Below are 24244 nucleotides of genomic sequence, written 5' to 3'. Positions count from 1 at the left end.
GTTGCCACTGGAAAATTTTTTGACCATCGCAAACAGTCCCATCTTTCTCGTATGACACATTCAGACACTTCCCTAAGCCTTGCAAATCTGCGAATGCGGATCGAAAGCGGCACGCTGCCTTCTCCCGGCACCGCGTCAATATTGGCGTCGCTCGATCTCGCTCAGACGGCTATCGGGTCGGAAGCGTTTCAGGACCCCGACCTACTTAAAACCGAGCGATCTTTCTCGACCGTGCTGCCCCACGAGCCGGACGACGAACTTGTCGAGGCATTCGGGGACGCGGCGCTTTACCGTCGATGCCGGGACAGCATCTTGCGTCACGTAAAACTCGCCGGGGCTTTGCATGATGGGGACCCGTACACACTGCTGAATCAGCTTGCCCGGGAAAACCGCATCGCCGGCGTGAACAGGAGATTGATGGAAGCGATGTTCCCCGGAGTGGCCTTGCGGGATATTACGCGACAGATGGCGTTGACGGCTGACCGGGACTTGCGTCGCACGGAGCGAAATTCTTTCCGAAATTCATTATCGACAATCGACAAACTCAGAGACGATCCGCGCGTCGTGACGGCGGGCATACTTGGTCCGAACAAGTTTGGCTCCATGCCGACATATCGTGACGGAGACAGGCAACCTCTTGGCCTCCCTCCGGAGTTTAATGGGGTGCTGGACGAGATGCCAGTCAGTCAAGCCCGCCGCGCCCGTCGTGCCTTCGAACTTGCCGTGGATTTTGGAGTGTTCGGTGTCGATGGCCCCCGACCCGGATGGTCAATGTCTTTGGAGTGCGCGACTCGATACCGTGCCGCAGTGAAGCAGAAGGTTTCTGAGTATTCCGCCGATAACTATCTCCTGGCGCTACTTTCGTTGCTTCGAAAAACCATCCCCGGCGCAGTGCCCGATAACGTAACCGCGGACCGAGTCCGCCGTCCCGAACGCCAGGAGGCGCCCGCCAAGCCTCGGAAAAGAAGGACAGAAAGACGCCCGGTTGTCTTACCAGGAGCAATAGAGGCAGAAGTGTCTGCATTTGCCAATGAACGCTCGACTGACCGCCGTCGCGTGCGGAACTTGCGCCGCTTTTTGCGAGACGTTCTGGAAGCCGGCTTCGACATCGAGTCCCCGACCTTTCTCGCCGACGCCGTAGCGTTCCTCGAAACCGCATCCCAGAAACGCACGCCTCTCACTCTGCTCGGCTACCGGACGGTTCTCCGCGCGTTCCTCGCTCACACGGACCGGTTGTCTCTCTGGGACGGCTTGATCTCTCGCGCCAACGGAACCATTGCGAGCGGCAACAACATGCAGGGCCTGCTGCTGATAAGGAAATTCGCAGAACGCGCCAAGCCGCCAATACCTCCGGCGAAAATCGACGTGAATGTCGCGCGTGAATTTCTCAAGATAGCCGCAGGGACCCGGGATCTCCCGAAATGCCTCGCCGGTCTCGCGGCTCTTGATGTCTTGCGCACGGAGTTTCCCGAGCGACTGCCGAGCACAATTATCGGAGACCAGAGGGCTTGGCTCAGGGCTCAAAGTGGCGCCCCCCCAACAGCCCTGGAAAATGCGCTGCAATCTGTCGCCGTAGCGGCGGGTTACGGCGATTTCGGGGTGAAAGAATTGATCGTTGCGGCGCGGCGATTGTATGAGTTGACACCCGACAAGACGGTGTTCGACGCTCCGGTCGACATCATAAGATGGCATGACCTGATCGCGGCTGCTCACGCGAGCCATCCGCGAGAAATGTTACATTACCGCCTGGCATTGCTGCGCCTGGCCGATCATGTTGGACGCAATTGGACACCCGGCTGGCAAGAGCTCCAGAGACATATCGTCGACGCCGGTATCCCGCGCGCAGATAACCCAGTCGATGCGCTGATGGGTGTGGCGGTCGTCGCCGGGCTCGAGCCCTGGCAGCTCGACAAAGAATGGGCATGGATGCATGAGAGATCGTTGCGCCCGGATCTGCGAATAACATGGTCGCGGAACATCGACCGGCTCGACGCCTTGCACGCCGTACCGGAGGTCGCCGCAACCGGCCTTTTGCCGACGGACCGCCTCGGACCGATGCCGGCGAGGGGGAGCCGGCTGAAGCAGGCGGTCTATCCGCTTCCAGCCAGGTTTCAGGCGGTGCTCGAGGGTGAAACGAAACAGGTGCTGGAAGCCGCGCATTTTCTGTGGCGCTGCCTGCGGGCGTTCGGTGTCTATGCGCGCGGCGACGACCCCGCGCCATTCGCCATAGTGACTGACGAGCATCTTGAGCGGATCATGAGCGAACAGCCGTTCATGACGCCCGCCTCGGCCCGCTTCCACGTCGCGCGGATCCGCGATTGGCGCGAAAGCCGCCCAGGTCTGGTTTAGATCAGCGTCAACCGCGTCGACTCAGAAATTCTTTCCGTCTCGCTGTGACGGGAACCATCTCCTGCAAAACAGGAGATGCCCATGCTTCCCTTCACAAGATTTCACGCCGCAACGCTCCTCGACCTGCACACTTGGTCGACGCTGTCGCGCAACGAAGTGCGCCCTTTCCTCGCCCGGTTCGGGATTCACCCGCTTGGTCGTAAATTCCCGATGGTGAGAGTCTACGAGCACCTGCTCGGCCTATCGCCATCGGACACCTTCGAAGACGATATGCTTGGCGGAGGCTTGGTGCGCGCCACGAACGTCGCCGAGTGGTTCGGTGTTTCCGGAGACGTTCTCCTGGACCAGCTGCGCGCGTCCAACAATGGTTACCCGCCGCTCTACGCGTTCGGACCGAAGCGAAACCTCATGCTGAGGGCGCAAGTCGAGCAGCTGCTGTCGAGCCCGCGGAACGAGTGGAAAACCCTCGCACCGATCCATGAACATGCCCTGCCCGCCTCGTGCCTGGCGCGGCATCTCAAAGTCCCGCAGTTCCGGATCGACGCGATGCTCGCGGACAAGGACGCTCTCCCGGCCCGAATCATCAGCCAGGGACGCGTTCGCTTCATCGTCTCGGACGTGGCACACAGGCTCACAAACTCGGGCTCGGTTGAGACCTCCTCCGCGTCAGAAGAAGCGCGAGCCGACACCCGGGACGGCGACGCGCCCGACGCTGCGACGACCTCCACCGACGGCACCCCCCGCGGCTTGTTCGCGGATACCACGGCACGCGCGGCCACCCAGACCGAAACACAGCGCTCCTGCACAGGATCCGGCGCAAATGCACGCCGAGGCGAGTGCCTGCACGGGGTGTGGGCCGAGGCGAAACTGTCGGGAACATAAGGAACGGCTTAGTTCCCGGATATTTCGACTCGAACGCACATTTTCGCTTCGTCTGCACGCCAGGCGACCAATCTCCTCCACGAACCCGATGAAAGGAAATCCCATGGTTCTCAGAACGACAAATCTCAACCGCATCGTCGCAAGCCCGGCCGTTCGGGCACCGGCCACGCTACGGGAGGTGCACGATCATGACCCCGACCCAGGCCTCCGGTCCGCCCTGCGCCGGCTCCAGCGACTTCTCGGCATGCCGCTCGAGAGCATGCCCGCAGACGTCGACTGGTTTGATGCGCGCTTTCCGAAGCACCACTGCGATGATGCTGAAGTCCCCTGGACCACTGCCCGCGCTTACAATCGGTGGCGCAGCACGATACGCCGCGCGATCCGCCGGGATCTTTTCGCCCTCGGCATCTCGAACTTCAAGCACAGACCGCTTCAAGTGCGCCACCTGTCCGTCACCAATCCACATGACCACGTCCCCGACCTCGGCCAGCCAGGTTCTTGCGCATGCCGGCAGCGAGCTCGCCAGGGCTCGCTACGGGAATTTCGGCAAGGCCGTACTCGGTCCCAAGTCCGACTGACACCCGATATCGCTCGGCCGTCCGGAAAAGCGGCCGCGGTCCCTCCAACCCAAAAAGGAGCACAGAATGGGTTTTTTCTCCAGTGCCTCGCAAACGGCGATGACCGCAAACCTGCCAGCCTCAAAAACGATGCAGACGGTGTTCGACGAGACTGTCGACGAAACCGAACGCAACCGCATCGCGCGGGTCGGCGAGTTCTTCAACGCACCGCTTTCGACCTGCGATGGCGGCGGCGCGGACCTGCTCGCCTGGTTCGACGCGAATTTTCCACCTCTCAAGCAGATCGGTTCGGGACCGTTGCCGGGTGCAGGCAGGCATTTCTGGCAGTCGAAGAGCAGTTACGCGAAGTGGCGCGAAGTCGTCCGTCGCCGGATCAGGACCACCCTTGGCCTCGTCGCGGCGCAGAAAGCCTTGCGGGAGCGCATCGACGGCTGGACCCCGTTCCTGGCGATCCTGAAAGATCTCTCAAAAGATCACGGTCCGGTGCATCCCGGAACCTTCGGCTCGATCCGCACCTTCTCCGATCGCGCACGAGAGGCTGGCCTCGACCCTATGGACCTGACCCCTGACACCGTTCCATCCTTCCTTGAGGGAATGCCGGCCCATGAGAGTTCGGCCTCCGCGACAGCCCTCAGGGCGCTCGCGCGGCACCGCATCTTCCCGCAGATCGCAGCACACCTGCCACCGGACTTCGACACGGCGTACCTCATTCCGGCGGTTCGCACGCCTGTGCCGGAGTCAGTGCGCATGATGATCGCAGAGATGGTCGAGGCGGCGCGATATGACCATAGCACATATGATGATGTCTCGGAGAGCTGCACCGAAAACTTCAACGCGACGACGGCCGAGACCTACCGTGCTGCGCTGGTGGCACTCGCCCGGGCCGCGCAGGAAACGGGCCTGGCGGACCTGGCGTCACTAAACTGTCTCGACGCATTGTTCAAAACACGCGTTCGGGTCGCCGTCATCCGTCACTGGATCGACGAGTCGGAAACGGAGACCGGGTTCAGCCTTCGGACCGCCGCGGATTACGTTCGCATTGTCGCCCAAATTGGCAAGGCGAATGGCCTCAAGACAAAGAAGTGGTTGAAGAACCTGACGACAAACCCGCACCTCCAGGAAGGTCACGCGGCGGGCGAAAAGATGTCACCCAAAAACCGGTCCTTCTACGAGAATCTCATTCACAACCCCAAAGATGTCCGAACCTTCCTGAGACAGCATGTGCTCTATCAGAACCGGGCGGAGGACATTCTCGCAACAGACAAACCCCTTACGGGAACCCAACTGCGCACTGTACGGCGTCTTTCGACCTGCGCGGCCTTCTCGGCGCTGGAAATCAGAGGCGCCGGCCTGCGGAAAGGTAGCGCGCTGGCTGCAGAGTGTAGTGGCACCGGGCAGAATTTTTTCCACAAGACGACAGGCGAAAAGAAGTTCTTCGAGTTGCGGGTCGCCCAGAAGGATATGAAAGGCGAGTATGTCGAACTACCCCCCATCCACATACGGGACGACAAGTATTGTGGCTACGAGGTGATTGACTGGTATCTGAAGACGGCGCGACCGCTCTTCGACTTCGCCAACTCAGAATTCTGCGAAAAAAATAAATGCGCCAGGGCAACGCACCTCTTCGTCTCAGAGCGATCGGCGAACCCGCTTGCAGGGCAAATGCTCTACAAGTGGCTGACCCGCAGCAGCGCGGAGATCGGCCTTCCCATGTACCCGCACAATTTCCGGCATGGCTTTGCCACGCTCCTGCTCGCGCGGTCCTGGAGCAACCGCGGCCGCGCCTCCGCGTATCTCGGATGTTCGATCGGCGTGCTCGACACATACTACGGATGGATCGACAAGCGGCAGAAACTCGAGGAAGTGCAGGATTTGTTGGCGGAGGCTTTGGTGGGACAATGACTCGCCACGTGATACTCGCAAAACCGCACTGGCAGCCGAACGCGGCCTCTCCCGTTCTGCTCAAGATGCCGCTCGGTGAGTTGCAGGCGCTCGACAGCCTGGTCGAATTCATGTCCGAACATGGCTGCACCGAACTCACGCCATCCGACTGCCGCGTGTGGGCTCGTCTGAATGACGGCGCCGCCGCGATTGACGATGTGATCGCGGCCATGATCAAGACCGACGGGCCAGAGGCCCCGCCGCTTGCACCGCTTCGAGCAGCGGAACAGAGCCTGACCGCCTGCAGGGGATTTGCCGGCATTTCCCGCGAGAAGCGTCGCAACTACGACCGCAAGATCTCGCTTTATCCCGGTGACCTTCCGATGGACTGGCAACACCATCTCGCCCGCATCCGGGACCGGAGGGACGATGGCGAGATCAAGCTGGCCCCGGATATTTACGACCGCATGACCCGCAAGATCTGCCAATACGGCTGGTACCTTCGGGAGAGCGGTCTGGATCTGGACTTCGACATCCCGTCGTTTCGGGCATACTACGCTTACGAGACAACCCGGATTTCCGTGCGTGGGGCTCCTTTGAGCACTTCCACCATCGTCGCGACATTCACAGACCTTAGGGATTTCCTTCGGTTCTCGAAAGCCTATCCGAAGCCCTTGGTCAAGGAGCTCGACAAGCTCCTTCAGAAATTGCGTGACCGAGCCAACATGGAGACGGCGCAAAAATTTGCCGCCCTGGCCGCGATCGACATCACGACCATCCACCCTCGCGCGGAGGAGGTTCTTGCGGAAGTGCCGCGGCAAACAAACCCGGCAAGGCGCATGATCAAACGCAACCGGGCCCTGGCGATCGCGGTGCCCCCGCTGACTCCTCTTCGACGGGAGTGGCATGATCTCAAGTTCGGCCGCGACCTGGTCTGGACCGAGGACCGTTATCGCCTCCGGGACTACAAGCTTCGCAAGACCCGGCATCGTCCCGGTCGAGAGGAATACCCCGGTTCCGTTCACCCGAGCGTGCAGCACTTTGTCGATGCGCGCTTGCTTCAGGATGATGACCCAAAATATCTCGAAACCCTGCGCCAGATCGCCGAGCAGCAGGAATGGCCGCTGTTTGTACATCCTGACGGCACACCGGTTGCCGCGAATTACGTGTCGCAGGTCTGGTCCTCGGAGTTCGGTACCGGCGCTCATATCTGCCGATCCATCGTCTACGACGTGGTGTTTGCAATCAGCGAGGATGCAACGCTCGCAGGCATGCTGATGAACGATCACACATCACGGCAAGCCCGGAAGAAATACACCGGAGATCGGGCGAAGCAAGCTGCGCTCGCGGCGGCCGGACGGGAAATCGACAAGATATTCAACTCATTCGACGTCTGAAGAGCAAAGCCGGCTTTCAGGTTGAAATTGTCATTTGATCAATAAAAGAGGAAGGACGGCGCTGGTCCGGCCCCAAGAATACGCGCAGCCAACTGGAGACACTTCGAACACTCTATTCGGGACTCCGCACGAGCCTTGATCAGGATCGCCGGCAAGCATCTGTCGACGCCACCGCGCCGAACCCTCTGCGTTCGCGTTCGCAGCTAAGCCCCTCATACCTATTGGTCTTGCATTGCGATTGCATCCACACCCCACCGGGCTCGCAGATAGCCACTCAGGTCTTCCAATTCCGCCTCCGCCAAGGTGGCGTCAAACGCGGGCATTTCCTGCATTCTGAGATGACCGCTCAGCTGCCGGGCCGGAATCCCTTCCAGGATCACGCGCTGCAGGTTCAACGGGTTGTCCAGCATCAATGTGGTATTGCCCACCATCGGGACAGAGCCGGAGGGCTGGCCGCTCCCGTTGGTGCCGTGGCAGCCGGCGCAAAGCCCGACATAAAGCCGGTGCCCCTCGGGGTGTGCGTCGATGGCGTCGGGATCGGAGGGCGGTTCGGACGGTTCCGGCATGTCTTGCGCCAGATAGGCCGAGACCGCCTCGATATCGCGCTCGGGCAGATACTTGGTCGAATGGCTGAGCACCGGAAACATGCGAAACGTCATCACGCCCTGCGGCGACAGACCGGTCGAGAGGAACTGCGACAGGTCCGTCTCGGTCCAGCCCCGGCCGGCCAGCCCCTGCGGTGTGATATCGGGGGCAACGGCGCCTTCGATCACCGTGCCACCCAGATGCTCGCCCGTCTTGGCAAAGGCAAGGTTGCGGGGCGTGTGGCATTCCCCGCAATGGCCCAGCACGTCGACCAGGTAAGCCCCGCGACCGGTGTCGGCCAACTTCTCCCCAGCCGACAATCCGGGGCCCGGACCCTCTGGCGGGTCAGGCCGATAGATCAGGTTCCAGAAGGCGATCAGGGGCCGAATGTTGAACGGAAAGGCCATGTCGGCATCGCGGTTCGGTTTTTCCACCGGTTCCTGCGCCATGAGATAGACGTAGAGGGCGTCGATATCCTCGCGAGAGACCGCATGGTAGGAGGTGTAGGGCATGGCCGGATAGAGCCGCCGCCCGCCGGGCGCGATACCGTAGACCATGGCGCGATAGAGATCGTCGGGTGAATAGTCGCCAATACCGTGGGCCTCTGACGGGGTGATGTTGGTGCCATAGACGGTGCCCATGAGCGTTTCCATCGGCGTGCCTCCGGCAAGCGCCAGCCCATCCTCACTCTCGTGGCAGGCGGCGCAATCGCCGGCCTTGGCAACATATTCACCCAGCGAAACCATCTCGGCCCTTGTCTCTTCATCCAGCGCCTCGAGATCGCGGCTGGCCGGGGGCACGGGCCCGGCCCCGGTGAAGCCGAAAAAGATGACCACGGCAACGATGACGCCAAGAAGAACGAGCCCGGCCAGGACGCGAAGCACGGTGCGCATCAGCTTCCCTCCGCCCGGCCGTCGCCGATCGTCAGGCCGGGTGTCGCCAGGATCACGTCCCGTGTCGCCTCGAGGTAGCGGACATAGCCGGTGCAGCGGCAGATGTTTTCGTTCAGCGCCTCCAGCACGACATTTTCGACGTCTTCCGCGGGCACCGGATCGACTTCCAGCCGCTCAACCAACGCCTGCGCCGCGGCGACGAAGCCGGGCGTGCAATAGGAGCACTGGAAGGAGAAGTGATCGAGAAACGCCTGCTGAACCGGCGTGACCGCGGTGACGTTACCCTCCTCGTCGCGATCGGCATGCCCCTCGACGGTCCGGAAGGCGCGTCCGTGGGCCCATGCCACACCGGTGACACAGGCCGGCACCACCCGCGCACCCTTCGGGCCGTCATGAATGACGGCGCAGGCGCGGCAGACCCCCTGCCCGCAGCCATAGCGCGTGCCGGTCAGGTTGAGGTATTCGTGCAGGAACTCCAGCAGCATCAGGTCTTCGGGCACCTCCAACGGCTCGGTCTCGGTGCCGTTGATCGTCATGAAAACGGTCATCATGGCGGTCATCCTGTGACCTCCTTAATCCTTTCGGGCGTGATCGGCGTGCGGTCGAACCTGTGGCCGATGGCGTGATGCACGGCGTTGCCGATCGCCGCCACCACGGGGATCATCACCACCTCCGCAATCCCTTTCGGCGGGTCCGTGGGCGACAGGGGCTCGAGCACCGTGGCGCTTTGCGCCCAAACCGCGACATCCTCGGCGCGGGGTAGACGATAGCGGCTGAAGTTCCAGGTGCCGTTTCCGGGCCCGTCTTCATAAGGCGGCATCTCTTCGTAGAGCGCGTGGCCGATGCCCATGGCGATACCGCCCTGTATCTGCCCCGAGACCAGCTCGGGCACGATCTGCCGGCCGCATTCCAGCCAGGACCGGTGGTTGAGCACTTTGACCTCTCCCGAACCGGGATTGACCGAAAGCTCCACCAGCGTCGCGCAGGGGGCATAATAGGTGACGGCGGCATTGTTGCGCTGCGTGGGCGGGTATTCGACACGCTGGCGCGGTTGGAAGGCATAGCCCCCATCGGTCATGGCCGCCCGCTTCCCGGAATCGGCCCCTTCGCCCCAGCGGACGGAAAGCGCGTCAATCGGAGCCTCGAACCGCTCGCCCTCGACCTCGAATTCCGCCCGGGCCCAGGCCCAGCGATTGAACGTGTGCACCGTGACGCCGGTGATGTAACCCCGCTCGTGGGCGCGGCGCGCCAGGTCTTCCAGCGGAAGCGGGTTCAGCCCGCCTGCCACCAAGTGCCCGTCGCGCCACTCCGCCTCTTCCCGGCGCACGTACAGCGGGCCCGCCTGCCCGCCCCCGATGCCTTCGCGCCAGAAGCTGAGCGCGGCTTTCCAGAGGCCGAGTTCGAACAGCAGCCGCGCCGCTTCCGTGGTGGCGTGGGTGAAGTAATAGGCAGAGTTCGAGGCGCTGCGGGGCGACGTGATGCGCGGCACCCAGCGGGGGTTTTCCGCCAGGCTGTCCTGCGTGTCCTGGCTCATCGTGTAAGGTTCGTTGTTGGCCTCAAGCGACAGGCTGGGCCAATCCGTCACGGCAAAATCGACGCTGTCGGCCGGCTTGCCGAGATGCGCTTCGGTCACCAGCATCTGCGACGTGGTCGCACCGCAGCCGATTTCCGAGGCCACGTGCCGCATGTGCAGGTGGCCGTCTGGCGAGAGCTCAAGCTGCACGAGAGCGGCCTCTGCCCCGGTGCCGTAGTCCTTCTGCACGCAGGAGAAGCCGACACCGTAATGATAGCCCGGGTTCTCGGCCTCGAACGCCTTCTTTCTCTCGGCGCGTTCGGTCCAGATCGGGTCGGCCGCGGCGGCTTCGAGCATTTCGACGGCCCGCAGGTGCCCACCCGGAATTGCGCCCTGGGTGTTCTTGTTGCCGCTGCGGAAGGCGTTGATCCGGCGCAGCTCGATCGGGTCGCGCCCCAGATCCTCGGCCACCTCGTCGACCATCAGCTCCATCGCGACCATGCTTTGCAGCGTGCCGTAGCCGCGCATCGAGCCCGCGGTCGGCGCCCGCGAGGCGTCGACCTGCACGGCGAGATCGCTTTTCGGAAGATAGTAGATGGATTGCAGCGCCGTCGCGGACACCTGGCCCACCGAAGGGCTGAAATTCATCACCCCACCGCCATCGGCCCGCTGGTCGGCGGCCAAGCTGCGAAACTCGCCCGTCTCGCGGTCGACGGCGAGCGTGATATCGGTATCGAACGGATGGCGCTTCAGCGCGCTTTGGAACTGCTCCCACCGGTCGAGCGCCAACCGCACCGGGCGGCCGTCACCGTAGAGGGCCGCCATGGCGACGTAATAGGGGTGCACATGGTGCTCTTTCTGGCCATAGCCCACGGTATAGCCGGGACTAAAACGCAGCTCTGTCAGATCGAAACGGCTGGCGCTGACCATCCTTTCGATATGGTCGGCATTGGTCCAGGGCGACTGAGTGCCCGTCACCACGTGAAGGCGGCCCGTGGCCGTATCGTACCACGCGTTGCCGTTATCGGGCTCGAGCGCCGCGGGATCGACATATTGCGAGCGATACTTGCGGCGATAGACATTCCAGCCTTCGGGTGGATTTTCCAGCTCAGACCGCAACTCACCGGCCAGGGCCATGGCCTTGCCGCCGACATCGCCTTCGCTGTCTGCGTCCGGCCAATCCGCCTCGCCGTTTTCGAACCCTGCGAATATCGTGCCGTTCCTGAGGGGCGAGAAACGATCCTCGGCCTCCCGCGTCTCCCCGCCGATCCGGACGTAACGGGTGGCGCCATAGGGCGTGCGCGCCGGCGGTTCGGCCGCATCGCCCCAGATCAGCGCATCCTCGTTGAACTTGAACCTTGTCCGCGCCGCGCGGAACCGCGCGTAGTCGTGGTAAACCAAAAGCGCCACAGGCTGCCCCAGGTAGGCCGGCACGTTTCCCTCTTCGAGAAAGAACGCCCCGTAGAAGTCCGGCTCGACCATCTCGACGCCATCGTTGCGCAGTGTCTCTGCCGTCACGACGGTGTCAGGGCGCATCTCTTCGCCAAGCGGGTCGAGCGTCACGCCCTCGAAGATCCGATCCGCCCGAGGCACCCGAATGAGAAAGGCGTGAGCCTGTCCGTCCGGCCAGTCGGGCATGTCTTTGGCCCGAATATCGACCGCAAAGACCTTGTCCCCGGTCACCTTGGGAATGCCATCCTGGCGAAAGCGGACATTGCCGTTTTCACGCCATCCGGGCGGCTGTGTCTGTCGCTCGGTCTGAAGCCTGGCCAAAGCTTGGTGAAGCGGGGTCACGCTCACTACCACGGCAGTCGCGCCCCCTTTCAGGAATCCCCGTCGCGACAAATGGTTCATGAGTGCCTCCAGTATTTCAACGCACAGGCTTTCGATCACGTTCCATGTTGATTGAAGGACTGGCCATGGAAGCCGTTCAAGAAGATCAGAAGGTCATTCGGCTCAGGAACCGGCGGGAGACGACCTGCCCGGACTGGCGATCCACGCCCAAACCACCTTGGCCACGTTTTCTCTGTCGCCCGAGGCCTCTACCCTCTGCCAGTCAATCGGGCCCGTATCCTTTTCCACCTGCTTACGCACCACGGAAGCGTCGGCGTCAGAGGCGTCGCCTTCCCTTGCATCAACCCTCCGCGTCAATGCCTCGACCGGCGCGTCGAGCCAGATGCCCGTGAACGGCACCCCTGCCTGCGCGGCCAGGTCTCGTGCGCGTGTCCTCTCGACCGGGGTCAGGAAGGTGGCATCGAGGATGACGCTCTGCCCGGTTGCCAGAACGGCCGCCGCACGCGCCGCGAGACGATCGTACACCGCATCGGATGCCGCCGCCGTATAGGCGTTCTCCGGCAAGCGGTCTTCCGGGGCTACGCCGGCAAGCGACTTGCGCTCCAGGTCGCTCCGCAGATGCACGGCCCCCGGCAACCGGCCGATCTGCGGCGCCAGGCGCCTGCCGATCGTCGACTTGCCGGATCCGGACATCCCGCCAATCGCTACGAGCCGTGCCTCGCAGTGCTCCAGCGCGGCCAGGCCCGTCTCGAGAAACCCCCGGGCCTGCGCCCGAATCTCCTCTCGGTCACCGGCGCCGGTTTGCACCGCCACCATCGCCCGAATGCCAGCGCGCAACGCCACAAAGAGAGGAAGCCCGGCGAGCCCCTCATCCTGCTGCCCCTCATTTGCATGCAGCCACGCGTTCAGAACGATGTTCGCCTGCCGGCCGAGGCCACGGTTCAGCAGGTCCATGACCAGAAAGGCCAGGTCATAGAGCACGTCGCAAGTCCCCAGCTCCTCGTCGAACTCGAGCGCATCGAAGAGAACCGGCCCGCCGTCGATCAGCACGAGATTGTGCAGATGCAAATCGCCGTGGCAGCGCCGAAGATGCCCCCCGGCGGCCCGCTCCCGCAAAAGCGCCGCGACCCGGCCGAACTCCGCTTTTGTCATCGCGATGAATGCATCCGCCTCGCCGCCGCCAAGGTCATCGCGCATGGCCCCGAAGGCGGTCTCCAGCTCCTCGATGATCGCCCGTATACGGTCGGCGCCGTCGCCCTCTCGCAAAGGCGCATCGGCGTGGTAATCCGCGATGGCTCGGCCGAGGTCATCCGCCAGGGCATCGCTCAACTCGCCGCGGGCGGCGACAGCCGAAAGCTCATTCTCCTTCGGAAAACGCCACATCCGCAGCACCCATTCCACCGGTGCCCCCTGCCCGTCCAGTTCCAGACGGTCGCCGTCGCACGTCACCGCCACAACATCGCGATAGATCTGCGGCGCGCCCGGCCGGTTCAGTTCCAGTTCGCGGCGCAGCATCCTTTCGCGCGTCTCGAGCGCAGTGAAATCGAGGTAATCGTAGTGGACGGCCTTCTTGATTTTCAGGGCCGTATCGCCATGCAGGAATACATGCGCGCTATGCGTTTCGACGTGATTGCTCCGACTTCCGCCGTCACCTTCGTGACGGCCGAGAAAGGCGATCACCTTGTCCTGTGTGTCCTCTGCCATGCCAATGCTCCGCGACAATCAGAATGGGGCCTCAATACGCCTCCGCAAGGTCGTTCGACGCCTCCCTGCGATTTTTCCGCAGTCAGCATATCGAACGCGCTGAGAAAGCAAGTTTCGCTGAAAGGTTTCTCGATATGATGACAAGCCCCGTGCATCCCGGAAAGATGCTCCGGCAACGCCATGTCATCTGCAATAAGCAGAACCGGACAGGCATTGCCGGCAAGCCGCGTGGCGATAGCCAGGCAAGCATCCCGCTCTGCCAGTTCGATGTCGAGAACTCCGGCATCAGGAACGGCGATGTCGATGCTCCGGTCGGCCAGTTCTGCCGTCTCGCAGACGATCACGGGATCGCATCCACGCGCTTCCAGGATCGATGCGAGGTCAAGCGCGACGACGCTTTCATTTTCGAGGATCAGGACTCTGAGCGAGGACATGGAATTTCCTTTCTCCCGGTTCTCGTCCAAAAAAGGTAATCAGTGTTCCCGGCTGCACCTAACGAAACGACCTTCGACTGCGCTGTTTTCCGCTCGGCCGCATTCCGCGGGCCTCGCCCCTTTGATGGAACCTCGCCGTGCCAGAGAAGGTTGGGGGAGAAAGGAAAGGCCCATGTCAGATACCCCCGACATCACGAGACTGAAGGCAAGCCACGGCGACTGGATCGGCCCGGAGGAACTTCACGACATCCTCGCTGAAGAGGGATACTCCGCCGGCACGCGCGAGCAGTATCTCAAGTCGATCCTGACCGAGCTGAGCAAGATTGAATCCGATCCCGCGGATAACAGGGAAAAGCGTGAAGCCCTGATGCGGGAGGTGCGGAACATCCTGTCACAAGAACAGGGCAAGCAGGGTCAGACCCCGATGTCGGACGACGTCTGAGGCGCCTCGGGCCAAGCCAGCAGGTCAATCAACGGCAGAGCCCATCCATTCGGAATTCGTAAAAAACCCGGCCGGGCCGCATATCGCGACCCGGCCGGAAAGCAACCATCAATCGATGACCGCACAGGCGATCCGTTCACCGGCGTCGCCGGACGGTTGGCTTTCGTAGTCATCCGCCCCGCCATGGATGACGATGGCGCGGCCCGAAACATCGGCCTCGCCGCCAATCGACACGGCGGTATTCAGAACCTGCGCGATCAGCTTGCCGTCTGCCGAAACATACTGGTTCGGCATATCGCCGCTATGCGCCCCGCCTTCGACCATCAGGCCGTGCTCGGTGTCACCGGCATTGAAATGCCCGCCTGCGGATTTGAAGCCGCTCTCGACGTCGCACACCCCTTTCTCGTGGATGTGAAACCCGTGCCAGCTATCGGCCGGCAGGTTCTGCAAGTCGACCTCGATCAGCACGCCGGCGGGGGTGCCGGTCAGCGTACCGGTGCCGATCTCCTCGCCCTCGGCAGAGGTAAAGGTGATATCCTTCTCAGGCATCTGCGCCCCGCTGCTCTGCGCAACGGCCATGGGCGCCGCCACGCCCAGGCACAGGGCGCCGGCGGCGGCCGCCGTCCAGAGGCGGCGGGTCGATGTGGCATGGGTTGAGGGATGATGAGTCATGATCATGTCCTTTCTCGGGCTTGGCCCGCCCCACCGGTCTTTCGTCGGCGGCACGGTGTCTACTCAGAGAAAAACCGACAGCCACCGACACATGTTCCAGACCGAAACAGGCGTGGCCCATGCGGGCGACTACTCGGCATGATTTGGCTGAGAGGGATATGCGGCGGAGCGCCCGTCAGGCGCCCCGGCCGCGAGAATGAACCGGCGGGCGCGATGGGCGCCCCCCGAAACGGTCAGGCCGCGGCTGGGTCTACGCGGAGGTTGTTCTGAACGTGGACCACGCCCGACACGCTGTCGGCACAGTCCTCGGCCGCGCGTTTGGCCCAGCGCTTGTCCACCGTGCCGTCAAGCGTGACCTCGCGGTCTTTCACGCCCACGCTGACCTCGGTGGCATCGACATCCCGGTCGTCGGTCAGCCAGTCGTTAACATCCTCCTCGATGCGGATATCGGAACGAACGTAGCTTTTTGGCCCGCGACCACGATGGTCGACCTCGCGACGTTGCTGGGCCGCATCATCGCCGAACCATGACGTCACCTCATCTTCCGCGCGCGCAAGGAAGCCACGTTCCTCATAACCGCGCGGTGCCTGGCGATACCCGTAATCCGACCCCCTGGGAGGATACCCCGGATACGCGGCCGGCAGGCCGGGCTCGGGCGCCGGATAGACCGGTACAGTCCAAGGGTAGCCCGCGACCGGGTGTCGTCCGGCGACGTAGGCTGCGGAATCCCATGGCCTGTCCATCTGTTCGTCATAGCCGTAGGGGCCCCGACGGCTATGACGGTGGTGGCGGGCCAACTCGTCGCGGGCTTCCTGCTCGGTCAGGTCGTTCAATCTTCTGGACATGGTGTTCTCCTCTCGCGGCGCGCCAGCAGTCTGGCGGCTTGAATTCGGGTTCCTGCCAGAAAACGAAAACGGCCGCGCAGATGTTCCTGATCGACGGCGCGTGGAAAGGCACGGACCCGGGCCACACCGGCGTCAGTCGGCGGTGGCCTCGCCACCGTCGGGGTGCAGCACGTGACCGGTCATGAAGGAACTGTCCCGACAACTCAGGAACAGGATCGCGGGGGCCACCTCGTTGGGCTGCCCCGGGCGGCCAAGCGTGCTGGATTTGCCGAAGTGCTTCACCTTTTCCGGCGGGAAGGACGCAGGGATCAATGGTGTCCAGATCGGACCTGGCGCCACGCCGTTGACCCGGATCCCGCGCGGCGCCAGCTTGTGCGCCATCGCGCGGATGAACGACAGGATCGCCCCCTTCGTGGCGGAATAGTCGATCAGCAGATCTTCCCCCCGATAGGCCGTCACCGATGTGGTGGCCACGATTGCCGCGCCTTCCCCCATATGCGGAAGCGCGGCCTGCACCATGAACATCTGTCCAAAGATATTGGTGCGGAACGTGGCCGCTATCTGCTCTTCCGACACGTCCTCGAACGCATCCTGCCCATGCTGCTCGGCGGCGTTGTTCACAAGCACATCGAGCCGACCCCATTCTCCGACGACCCTGCCGACGGCGTCGAAACAGGACGGCTTGTCGCCGACATCGCCCCGGATAGCGATACAGTCGGCCCCTTCGGCGCGTACGGCCTCGTGGGTCTCCCGGGCATCTTCGTTTTCATCGAGATAGAGAAAGGCGACCCTGGCGCCCTCTCTCGCGAAGAGCACGGCCGCCGCGCGGCCGATCCCGGAATCGCCACCGGTGATCAAGGCGACCCGGCCCTCGAGACGCCCGGATCCCGGGTATCGGGGCATGTATTCCGGGGGTGGCGACATCTCGTGTTCGAGCCCCGGCTGCTGATCCTGCACCCGGTCATCGGAATACTGCGTCATGAAAGACCTCCGTAAATGAGAAGTACCGCAAGGATGATGCTCACCACGAGAACCATCACCGTCATCACCCCCGGTCGCCGACGAGCGCCCTGTCGGTCTCCCGGACCGGGCTTGTGGTCGGCGGGCGCGGCGCGATGGCGTTCCGCGTCCTCGGCGACGGCCACTTCCTCCCGTGTGGGCGGCGCTCCGGCGGCTTCGTCATCGGTGCCCAGGGGCGCGACAGCTGGATCCCAGGCCGCGGCCTTGTCGGCCGCCCCGCCCCGGTCGATATGGTCGCGCAAACGCGCCACTCCGGCAGCGGCGCTATCTTTCCGTGCGCTGTTGGCTTCTCCATCAGTGTCTTGTCGGGTGTCGTCCGTCATTGGGAACCAACAGAACAGAGCCACGGATGTTCCTCACTCCCGTTCCAACCGCTGAAACATGCCGAGACGCGCCTGCCTGCCCAAGCTCCATATCGCATCACGTGTACTCAAGCAGGGATTCCCCCATCACTGCCGCCATCACCACGTATATCGGTGTGCTGGTTTCGTCCCGCACGGTCACCACGTAGTTTGCTCGTTCTCCATCCGGCAAGTCATCACGGATGATCAGTGAAAGCTCTCGCATGGCGGCTTGCTTTGCTTCGTCCTTGGTGTTGTAAGTGACACCATAATCGTCGACAGAGCGCTTTCGTCCGTCATTCACATCAAAATAGAAGTGGGCCACTTGGCCTCCTTTTCTCCGGGTCACTCATTCCTCTGGCGCCGCCCCGGCCCGGCATCTTCAGATCGGCCTCCAAGGTGGAGATAGGTCGCGTCGAAATCGCTGTATTCCGCTACTGCGTTAAAGTCATGCAAGCCGATCTCGCGGTCCTGCTGGGTGATCAGTCCCTTGTCACGCAGCTGGGTCATCGTGCGTTGAACATGGACCTGCGTAACCCCCACCAGATCGCCCAGCGTGGTTTGCGTGAATGGCATTCGAAACCGGCCATTCTCGGCCAGTCCAACGGCTTCCAGCCGCGTGTAGAGTTCGCAGAATAAGTGGGCGAGTTGCTGGTCCGTCCGGCGCCGACCAACGTTAACCAACCACTCGCGCAGCACCGCCTCGTCGACAAGCGTCGCCCACCAGCAGGCCCGGCTGATCGCCGGGGAGGCCGACAGCATTTGCAAGACGTCGTCCCGCGACACGCGCGATACCCGGCTTTCTTGCAATGTGCCGATGGAATGATCCATGTGGTCGAGGATCGCGACATGCAAGTCACAGAAGTCGCCCGGCAACAGAAGCGCCAAAATAGCCCGACGGCCGTCTGGCGTGATCTTGTAGCGGCAGGCAACACCTGACTCGATCACGTGTACGTATTCGGTGGTCTCATGTTCCTTGATCAAGTCGGTGTTGGCCGGGACGCAGCGCGAGGTCAGGGCGATCCGCTCGAGGCGCTCCACGTCCTCGCCGGAGAGCGCCGCACCGTTGCGCAGCTTGCGCGTCAGAGCGCTCACATCTTGCATTCGATGGTCCTTACAGCGGCCAGCAGACAGTGACCGGGTAGCCGCCATTCGTATGACTTTGACCACGCTGCAGACCACCCCCCAGGAATAGGGAGAGATCCCGGGTCAGCGATCGTCCATGTACAGTGGAGTCGGTGCCTCGCTTGCACTGGTTCGACCTGCCAGCCCTCGGGCCGACCCCGTCATCTTCCACCTCGAGAGTAGCATTTCCGTCCCCACAAGCATAGAGCCGGACATGAACCGTGCCGTGGCGCTGTTCCGGGAAGGCGTGCTTGATCGCGTTGAGCACCAGTTCCTGCGCGATCAGGGTGACGATCGTATGCTGGTTTTGTGCCATCTTCAGCCCAGGCTCGGCATCGACCACGATACGAATATGGCCGTTGCAGATGCGCTGCCACTGTCGTGCCATGCTGCCAAGCAGGTCGGCCGTATCGCCCTGCGCGCCTTCGCGCGTCAGGCCCTGCAGCCGGCCGAGCGTTTCGACCAACTCGCTGACCCAGCTCAGCGCCTCGCGCGCCTCGGCTGTCTTGGCGTCCTGCAGGCTGCGCCTGACAAGGCTCGACAGGATCTGAAGCGTGTTGCCATGCCTGTGCTCCGCTTCGTTGAGCAGCAGCAACTCCTGCTCGTTTTCCCGGTCACCCGTGCCGATAGAGGTATTGGACTCCAAGTCGATTTCTCCAAGATGTTGACTGTCGTACGCGATTACGCCCGCTCCGAAACGGCAAAGCGGCGGACTGGGAAACAGGAGATGACGAGGCACCGCGTCCGCTCATCCTATCCGGGTATGTCCTGAGACCGCGACAACATAGGTTTGCTGGCGCGGCGGAAATTCCGGTCCGGCAGATCTCCGCGACATCTGGCACCGTCTGCCCGCGTGCCGGAACATCGCCGCGTCCGTTTCGTTGACTTATCAAGGTCTCCGAACCACCGCGACCCGCAGGAGGACATCCGGCTTGAGCTCCGAAACATCCCCCCAACAGTCGTCATCACCGGAGCCATTGGCCGGATCGGTCAGCAACTTCGCAAGGGCCTATCGCGTCGCTCGAAAGCCTAAGCGAGGATGCTCGGCGTCGCTGAACTATACAGACTCGGAAATTGCATATTCAAAAGGCTCACTGGAAAGTCGATCGTTCGGCGCGCGGCCTTCAAGGTCGGCGACAACCATTGCCCTTGCGCGGTTGGTGCGGCTTTTGACCGTGCCAATCCGGACACCGAAGAGCTCGGCTGCCTTAAGATATCTGTCGTCAGGCGTCACCACGACGACCAGCATCTCGCGGAAATGGCGTGTCAAGCGTCTGACGGCCTGCATGAGTTCGCCGCCCCTGACCACCACTCCTGGTTTGCGAGGGTCGACAGCGTCGACGATATACAAGCCGTGTTTTCTTTTCGGCTCGGAATTCGCTGCGACATCCTAACGAATATCTGCCTACGTTCAGCAGCACCAGAAGCCGCCATACGACACGGTCGGCCCCTCGGTCATCGAGAAAATCAGCCGCGTATCGAAGCGAGGTGCATCCACCGGGTCGACGGTGACGTCGAGACCCTCGGTCGTGAAGACCGTACCGTCCTCGCGGCCCTTCAGCGAAAGGATTACACCGTTCAAATTGACGGTCGCTGTATTTCCGTCGGCCGTGGCGAGCATAATGGGATCTTCAGTGCGGGTGCGACGGAAACGACAGGTCTCACTCACAGGGCCGGCAACTGCCGGCAATGGGGCGAGATCGAGTTCCGACATCAGCGTGTTGTTCAGGGCGTCGTTCAGCGTGCCGTTTCGGGGGGCCGGATCTTCAAAGACCGCCTGCACAACCTCGTCCGCATCCAGATCGGCGACAAGAGCCCGCATCTCGGATATCTCCTTCTTCTGGGCCTCGGCGATGCTCGCTGCCAGCTTTTCCACGCGGGCATCTTCGAGCCCGGCCCGTTCCGATGTCATGATGGCGATGGAATGGTGCGGTATCATCGCCCGCATGTAGCTTTCTCCGTCAACCGTGGCCTGGCTGCGCACCAGCCAGAGCGACAGGCCGAAGAAGACAACGCTGCCTGCAAAGATGCTGATGTTGATGGTTCGGCTGGGATACATGGAAGCCATGAAAGACAGCATGACGAACGCCATGGTCGCCCCCATCAAGATGGCCATATAGAGCCGGGTTTCGCTGAAGAAAACATGCTCGAATGCGTAGGTGTTCAGATACATGAGCACGAACATGATGACTGTGGAGGTCAGGATCATCAGGGCGAAGCGGATGTAGGTCATGCGGCTCTCCTTTCTTGGCATACCGGGCTCAAAGCAGGCCCGGGGGTGTCAGCGCGGGCACCGAACGGTCGACAAGTGACCGCTCGCACTTTGATCGGGGCAGGCATCAGCGCAGGGCATGCACTACGCAGCGCCTCGAAGCGGTCGTTGCGTCGAGCCGCGCCAGCATTGCACGGCCCCGCATGTGCCGCCCGAGGGCTTTCAGTCGCGAGACCAGTCTTCCAGAGCTTCCACGACCTCGGTTCCGATTCCGCGCGCCTTGGCCGACCGCAACGGACACGGGCGTTTCAGACGTGCCGCCATATCGCCCACATGAAAGCCGTCGGGACGGCTCAGGTCCTGCAACTCGGCCCAGGTCACCGGCACCGCGACCGCGGCGCCGGCGCGCGCGCGGAGGGAATAAGGAGCGATGGCGGTGGCGCCGCGCTCGTTGCGCAACCAGTCGATGAACACGCGCCCCTTGCGTTTGGTCTTGGACATGGTGGCGGTGTATCGCTTCGGGTGGCGCTCCGCGAGGACTGTGGCAAAGGTCTTGGCGAAGGTTTTCACCGTCTCCCACTCGGCAATGCGGCGCAGCGGCACGATCACGTGCACCCCCTTGCCGCCCGTGACCATGGGCGCGCTGTCCAGCCCGCAGGCGCTCAGGCCCTCGCGAACCTCTTCCGCCGCCGCCTTCACCTTGGCGAAGCCGAGACCCTCGTCGGGATCGAGATCGAACACCATCCGGTCGGGCAGTTCGATCCGGTCGCGGCGCGCGCCCCAGATGTGGAATTCCAGCGTGCCCATCTGCGCCGCGCCAACGAGGCCTTCGGGGCCGTCGACATACATGTAATCGGCTGTATCGCCGTCCTTTTCCTCGATGGGAATGGATTTGACGCCCTCGGGAAAGCCCTTGCCCGCGTGTTTCTGGAAGAAGCAATCGCCCGCGATCCCGTCGGGGCAGCGCAACAGCGCCAGGGGGCGGTCGGCCACATCATCGAGCATCCGCTCGGCGACCTGAGCGTAATGTTCCGCAACCTCGCCCTTGGTCAGCCCCGCATCGGGATAGACCCTGCGCGAGGTGCTGGAAATGCGGACGCCGGCGATGGTTTTCTCGTCGTCGCCGCTGTCGTTCTTCGCTTCGGCTCTGGCACTCACGTCCCGGGCCTCCTTGTCTTCGCGCAGGCTCTTGTAGACGCCGTGGCGTATCCGGCCTTCGCTGGTGAACTCGGCATAGTCCGCTTCGATCACCAGCCTTGGCGTGACCCAGCGGGCGCCAGCTGCCTCGTCGGGCAGCTTTTCGTCAAACGGGGGTGTCTTGCGGGCAAGAGGCTTCAAGGCGGCCATCAGTTCCGCCATGTCGTCGCCGTCGAACCCCGTGCCGACGCGGCCCCGGTATATCAGCGTGCCCTTTTCGTAACTCCCCAGGATCAGCGAGGAAAACGGCCTGCCCTTCTTGTCCGAGGGCGACCATCCGGCGACCACGAATTCGGCCCGGCGGATGCACTTGGCCTTGATCCAGCTTTTGCTGCGGCCGGCGCGATAGAGGGCGTCGATGCGCTTGGAGATGAGGCCCTCGCCCCCGGCCTCGCAGATTACGGCAAGGGCAGCCGCACCATCGCCCTCGATCACCGGGCTGAGGCGGAGCGGCCCGCGGGGCGGCTGCCCGTCCATGAGCCCTTCCAGCGCCTCGCGCCGTTCCGAGAGCGGCTTGCCGGTCAGATCCTCGCCATCGAGGACAAGGATGTCGAAGAGGTAGCAGGTGAGCGGGTCGCCGGCCTTCAGTGCTTTCTGGAGCGTCGAGAAGTCCCCTCCCCCGGCCCCGGCGATCACTTCCCCGTCGATCAGGGCCGAGCCACACGCCAACGCCGCCGCCGGTTCACAGAGCGCCCCGAACCGGTCCGACCAGTCCTTGCCGTTGCGCGAGTAGAGCCGCACCCCGCCCTTGCCCACGGCGATCACGCAGCGATAGCCATCGAACTTGGCCTCGTGCTGCCAGCCCTCGCCGTCGGGCGGGGCGTCGCGCAGGGTGGCAAGCTGGACTTTGCGGAAGCGGGGCAGCGGCTTGGTGTGTTTCGCGGGGGTGGCGGCGTGTTTGCCCCCGGCAATGGCGCGCATCGCCCGACCCGTGGTGACCGAGGTGCGGTGCTTGTTGGTCAGCGCATCGGCGGTGCGCCCGGCAAAATCGTCGCGTTCCTTGATCAGCAGCCAGTTCTCGCGTTTCTCGCCCTTTTTTCCGCGCATCCGCACCAGCGCCCAGCCGCCTTTCATCCGCGCGCCATGAAGCCTGAAATGCAGCTTGCCTTCCTCCAAACCCTCTTCGGGATCGTGCAGGGGTTCCCACCAGCCGTTGTCCCACAGCATGACGGTGCCGCCGCCGTATTCGTCCTTCGGGATGGTGCCCTCGAAACCGCCATAGGACACCGGGTGATCCTCGGTGCGCACCGCGAGGCGCTTTTGCGACGGCTCGGTCGAGGGGCCCTTGGTGACGGCCCAGGACAGCAGCACACCGCCCAGTTCCAGGCGAAAGTCGTAGTGTAGGCGGCTCGCGTCGTGTTTCTGGACAACGAAGGACAGGCGCTCGCCGCCGGCCTCGACAAGCTCGGCGCGGGGCTCCGGCGTGACGTCGAAATCCCGCTTCTCGCGATATGCGTCCAGGGATCTCACGATGCCTTCTTGCGGCGGGTGGACTTGCCGCCCTTGCTCTGCTTCAGGCTTTTCTTCAGCGCATCCATCAGATCGACCACGTTCTCCGCCTCGGCGTCGCCGCCGTCATCCGCGGCCTTGGCGCGGGGTGTCTTCTTCGATTTCATCTTGGCCGAGATCAGGTCCTTGAGAGCCGCCGCGTAGTGATCCTCGAAGGCCGAAGCGTCGAAAGGCGCGGTCTTCTTGTCGATCAGCTGCGTGGCGACCTCCAGCAGTTCCTCGTCCGAGGCGTCGTCCTCGATCCCTGAGAACAAAGGATCGGCGTCGCGAATATCATCCTCGTAGTGCAGCGTCTCCATCAGCAGTCCGTCGCCGCAGGGGCGAATGGCGCATAGGTATTCCTTGCCGCGCATGGTCAGCTGACCGAGACCCGCCTTCTTCGTTTGCCGCAGGGCATCGCGAACCACGCGATAGGCATCTTCCGCAAGCTCGTCGGAGGGCACGACATAATAGGGCCGGTCGAACCAGATGGGCGCGATTTCCGAGGTCTCGACGAACTGGACGAGTTCCAGCGTCTTTTTCGTCTCCAGCTTGATCGCGTCGATCTCGTCCTTGTCGAGCAGGATATAGTCCCCGTCCTCGGTCTCGTAGCCCTTCATGATGTCATCGTTCTCGACGGGGCCGACCCCCTGAACCGCCTTCTGGTAGCGGACGGGCTTGCCCGAGGGCTTGTGGATCTGGCGGAACGACACGCGCGAAGAGGAATCGCGGGCGGAATGGATTTCCACCGGAATGGACACCAGCGACAGGCGAAGCTGTCCTATCCAGAGAGCGCGTGATGCCATGATCCTTGCCTTTCCTGCCGCGCGGGGTGCAACGTCGGGGAGTCAACGTCCGAACCGGCGCAGGAGTTCAACGCGGGCCTTTCCGG

The 24244-nt window shown here is 63.0% G+C and carries 23 protein-coding genes; 6 read left to right on the top strand and 17 right to left on the bottom strand.

The features are described 5' to 3' along the window. Positions 1-93: 93 nt before the first annotated feature. Positions 94-2349 (top strand): hypothetical protein, encoded by a 2256-nt coding sequence (locus tag RBB18_RS09115; protein ID WP_306110946.1) that lies wholly within the window; start codon positions 94-96, stop codon positions 2347-2349. A gap of 81 nt (positions 2350-2430) precedes the next feature. Further along, positions 2431-3231 (top strand): hypothetical protein, encoded by an 801-nt coding sequence (locus RBB18_RS09110; RefSeq protein WP_306110945.1) that lies wholly within the window; start codon positions 2431-2433, stop codon positions 3229-3231. 169 nt (positions 3232-3400) lie between these two features. Here the strand turns inward: RBB18_RS09110 and RBB18_RS09105 are convergent, their stop codons facing one another. Then, a complete protein-coding gene (locus tag RBB18_RS09105) occupies positions 3401-3697 on the bottom strand; it encodes a hypothetical protein (RefSeq protein WP_306110944.1) in 297 nt (98 codons plus the stop codon). 178 nt (positions 3698-3875) lie between these two features. On the opposite strand from RBB18_RS09105, the gene RBB18_RS09100 reads away from it, so the two are divergent. Together RBB18_RS09100 and RBB18_RS09095 are read left to right on the top strand one after the other, a co-directional pair. Beyond that, entirely contained in the window at positions 3876-5711 is a 1836-nt protein-coding gene (locus RBB18_RS09100) for a hypothetical protein (RefSeq protein ID WP_306110943.1), read from the top strand. Positions 5712-5719: 8 nt separating this feature from the next. Beyond that, entirely contained in the window at positions 5720-7087 is a 1368-nt protein-coding gene (locus RBB18_RS09095; protein WP_146049964.1) for a hypothetical protein, read from the top strand. Between the two features lie 218 nt (positions 7088-7305). Here RBB18_RS09095 and RBB18_RS09090 read toward each other — a convergent pair whose 3' ends face one another. From RBB18_RS09090 to RBB18_RS09070, 5 genes are all read right to left on the bottom strand, one after another. Next, entirely contained in the window at positions 7306-8565 is a 1260-nt protein-coding gene (locus tag RBB18_RS09090) for a cytochrome c (RefSeq protein WP_103761804.1), read from the bottom strand. Further along, complete coding sequence (locus RBB18_RS09085; protein ID WP_306110942.1) at positions 8565-9125, bottom strand: (2Fe-2S)-binding protein; 561 nt, start codon at positions 9123-9125, stop codon at positions 8565-8567. The genes RBB18_RS09090 and RBB18_RS09085 overlap by 1 nt, the downstream gene beginning before the upstream one ends. After that, positions 9122-11932, bottom strand: coding sequence for a xanthine dehydrogenase family protein molybdopterin-binding subunit (locus tag RBB18_RS09080; protein WP_306110941.1), 2811 nt, complete (start codon positions 11930-11932; stop codon positions 9122-9124). The genes RBB18_RS09085 and RBB18_RS09080 overlap by 4 nt, the downstream gene beginning before the upstream one ends. A 102-nt stretch (positions 11933-12034) precedes the next feature. Beyond that, complete coding sequence (locus RBB18_RS09075; RefSeq protein WP_306121246.1) at positions 12035-13552, bottom strand: bifunctional aminoglycoside phosphotransferase/ATP-binding protein; 1518 nt, start codon at positions 13550-13552, stop codon at positions 12035-12037. After that, on the bottom strand, positions 13549-14010 hold the full coding sequence (locus RBB18_RS09070) for a response regulator (RefSeq protein WP_146049965.1): 462 nt from the start codon (positions 14008-14010) through the stop codon (positions 13549-13551). Before RBB18_RS09070 ends, RBB18_RS09075 begins: the two co-directional genes overlap by 4 nt. 172 nt (positions 14011-14182) lie before the next feature. Between RBB18_RS09070 and RBB18_RS09065 the strand changes: the two genes are divergently transcribed. Further along, a complete protein-coding gene (locus RBB18_RS09065; protein ID WP_103761808.1) occupies positions 14183-14452 on the top strand; it encodes a hypothetical protein in 270 nt (89 codons plus the stop codon). 108 nt (positions 14453-14560) lie between these two features. Here RBB18_RS09065 and RBB18_RS09060 read toward each other — a convergent pair whose 3' ends face one another. Further along, positions 14561-15124, bottom strand: coding sequence for a superoxide dismutase family protein (locus RBB18_RS09060; protein WP_103761809.1), 564 nt, complete (start codon positions 15122-15124; stop codon positions 14561-14563). Between RBB18_RS09060 and RBB18_RS09055 the strand changes: the two genes are divergently transcribed. Beyond that, positions 15123-15266 carry a hypothetical protein gene (locus tag RBB18_RS09055; RefSeq protein WP_170067115.1) on the top strand — a complete coding sequence of 48 codons (144 nt, stop codon included), beginning with the start codon at positions 15123-15125 and terminating at the stop codon, positions 15264-15266. The genes RBB18_RS09060 and RBB18_RS09055 overlap by 2 nt on opposite strands. Before the next feature lie 91 nt (positions 15267-15357). Here the strand turns inward: RBB18_RS09055 and RBB18_RS09050 are convergent, their stop codons facing one another. The 10 genes from RBB18_RS09050 to RBB18_RS09005 all read right to left on the bottom strand — a co-directional run bounded on the left by RBB18_RS09050 (position 15358) and on the right by RBB18_RS09005 (position 24158). Then, complete coding sequence (locus RBB18_RS09050; RefSeq protein WP_306110939.1) at positions 15358-15969, bottom strand: BON domain-containing protein; 612 nt, start codon at positions 15967-15969, stop codon at positions 15358-15360. 132 nt (positions 15970-16101) lie between these two features. After that, positions 16102-16950 (bottom strand): SDR family oxidoreductase, encoded by an 849-nt coding sequence (locus RBB18_RS09045; protein WP_103761811.1) that lies wholly within the window; start codon positions 16948-16950, stop codon positions 16102-16104. Further along, positions 16947-17312 carry a hypothetical protein gene (locus tag RBB18_RS09040; protein WP_245890390.1) on the bottom strand — a complete coding sequence of 122 codons (366 nt, stop codon included), beginning with the start codon at positions 17310-17312 and terminating at the stop codon, positions 16947-16949. The genes RBB18_RS09045 and RBB18_RS09040 overlap by 4 nt, the downstream gene beginning before the upstream one ends. A 97-nt stretch (positions 17313-17409) precedes the next feature. Continuing rightward, positions 17410-17655, bottom strand: coding sequence for a hypothetical protein (locus RBB18_RS09035; protein ID WP_103761812.1), 246 nt, complete (start codon positions 17653-17655; stop codon positions 17410-17412). 20 nt (positions 17656-17675) lie between these two features. Next, complete coding sequence (locus tag RBB18_RS09030) at positions 17676-18434, bottom strand: Crp/Fnr family transcriptional regulator (protein WP_306110938.1); 759 nt, start codon at positions 18432-18434, stop codon at positions 17676-17678. A 10-nt stretch (positions 18435-18444) separates the two neighbouring features. After that, positions 18445-19101, bottom strand: coding sequence for an ATP-binding protein (locus tag RBB18_RS09025; RefSeq protein ID WP_306110937.1), 657 nt, complete (start codon positions 19099-19101; stop codon positions 18445-18447). A gap of 411 nt (positions 19102-19512) precedes the next feature. Further along, entirely contained in the window at positions 19513-19806 is a 294-nt protein-coding gene (locus RBB18_RS09020) for a hypothetical protein (protein ID WP_103761815.1), read from the bottom strand. A gap of 60 nt (positions 19807-19866) precedes the next feature. Further along, positions 19867-20688, bottom strand: a complete 822-nt coding sequence (locus RBB18_RS09015; protein ID WP_103761816.1) for a DUF305 domain-containing protein — start codon at positions 20686-20688, stop codon at positions 19867-19869. Between the two features lie 201 nt (positions 20689-20889). Continuing rightward, positions 20890-23334, bottom strand: a complete 2445-nt coding sequence (ligD, locus tag RBB18_RS09010; RefSeq protein WP_306110936.1) for a DNA ligase D — start codon at positions 23332-23334, stop codon at positions 20890-20892. Then, positions 23331-24158, bottom strand: a complete 828-nt coding sequence (locus RBB18_RS09005) for a Ku protein (RefSeq protein ID WP_103761818.1) — start codon at positions 24156-24158, stop codon at positions 23331-23333. Before RBB18_RS09005 ends, ligD begins: the two co-directional genes overlap by 4 nt. Positions 24159-24244 lie beyond the last annotated feature (86 nt).

Source organism: Roseovarius sp. MMSF_3298 (genome assembly GCF_030733705.1).
Classification (GTDB): Bacteria; Pseudomonadota; Alphaproteobacteria; order Rhodobacterales; family Rhodobacteraceae; genus Roseovarius; species Roseovarius confluentis.
Note: the sequence above shows the minus strand (reverse complement) of the source record. Positions and strands in the feature narration are given on the sequence as shown.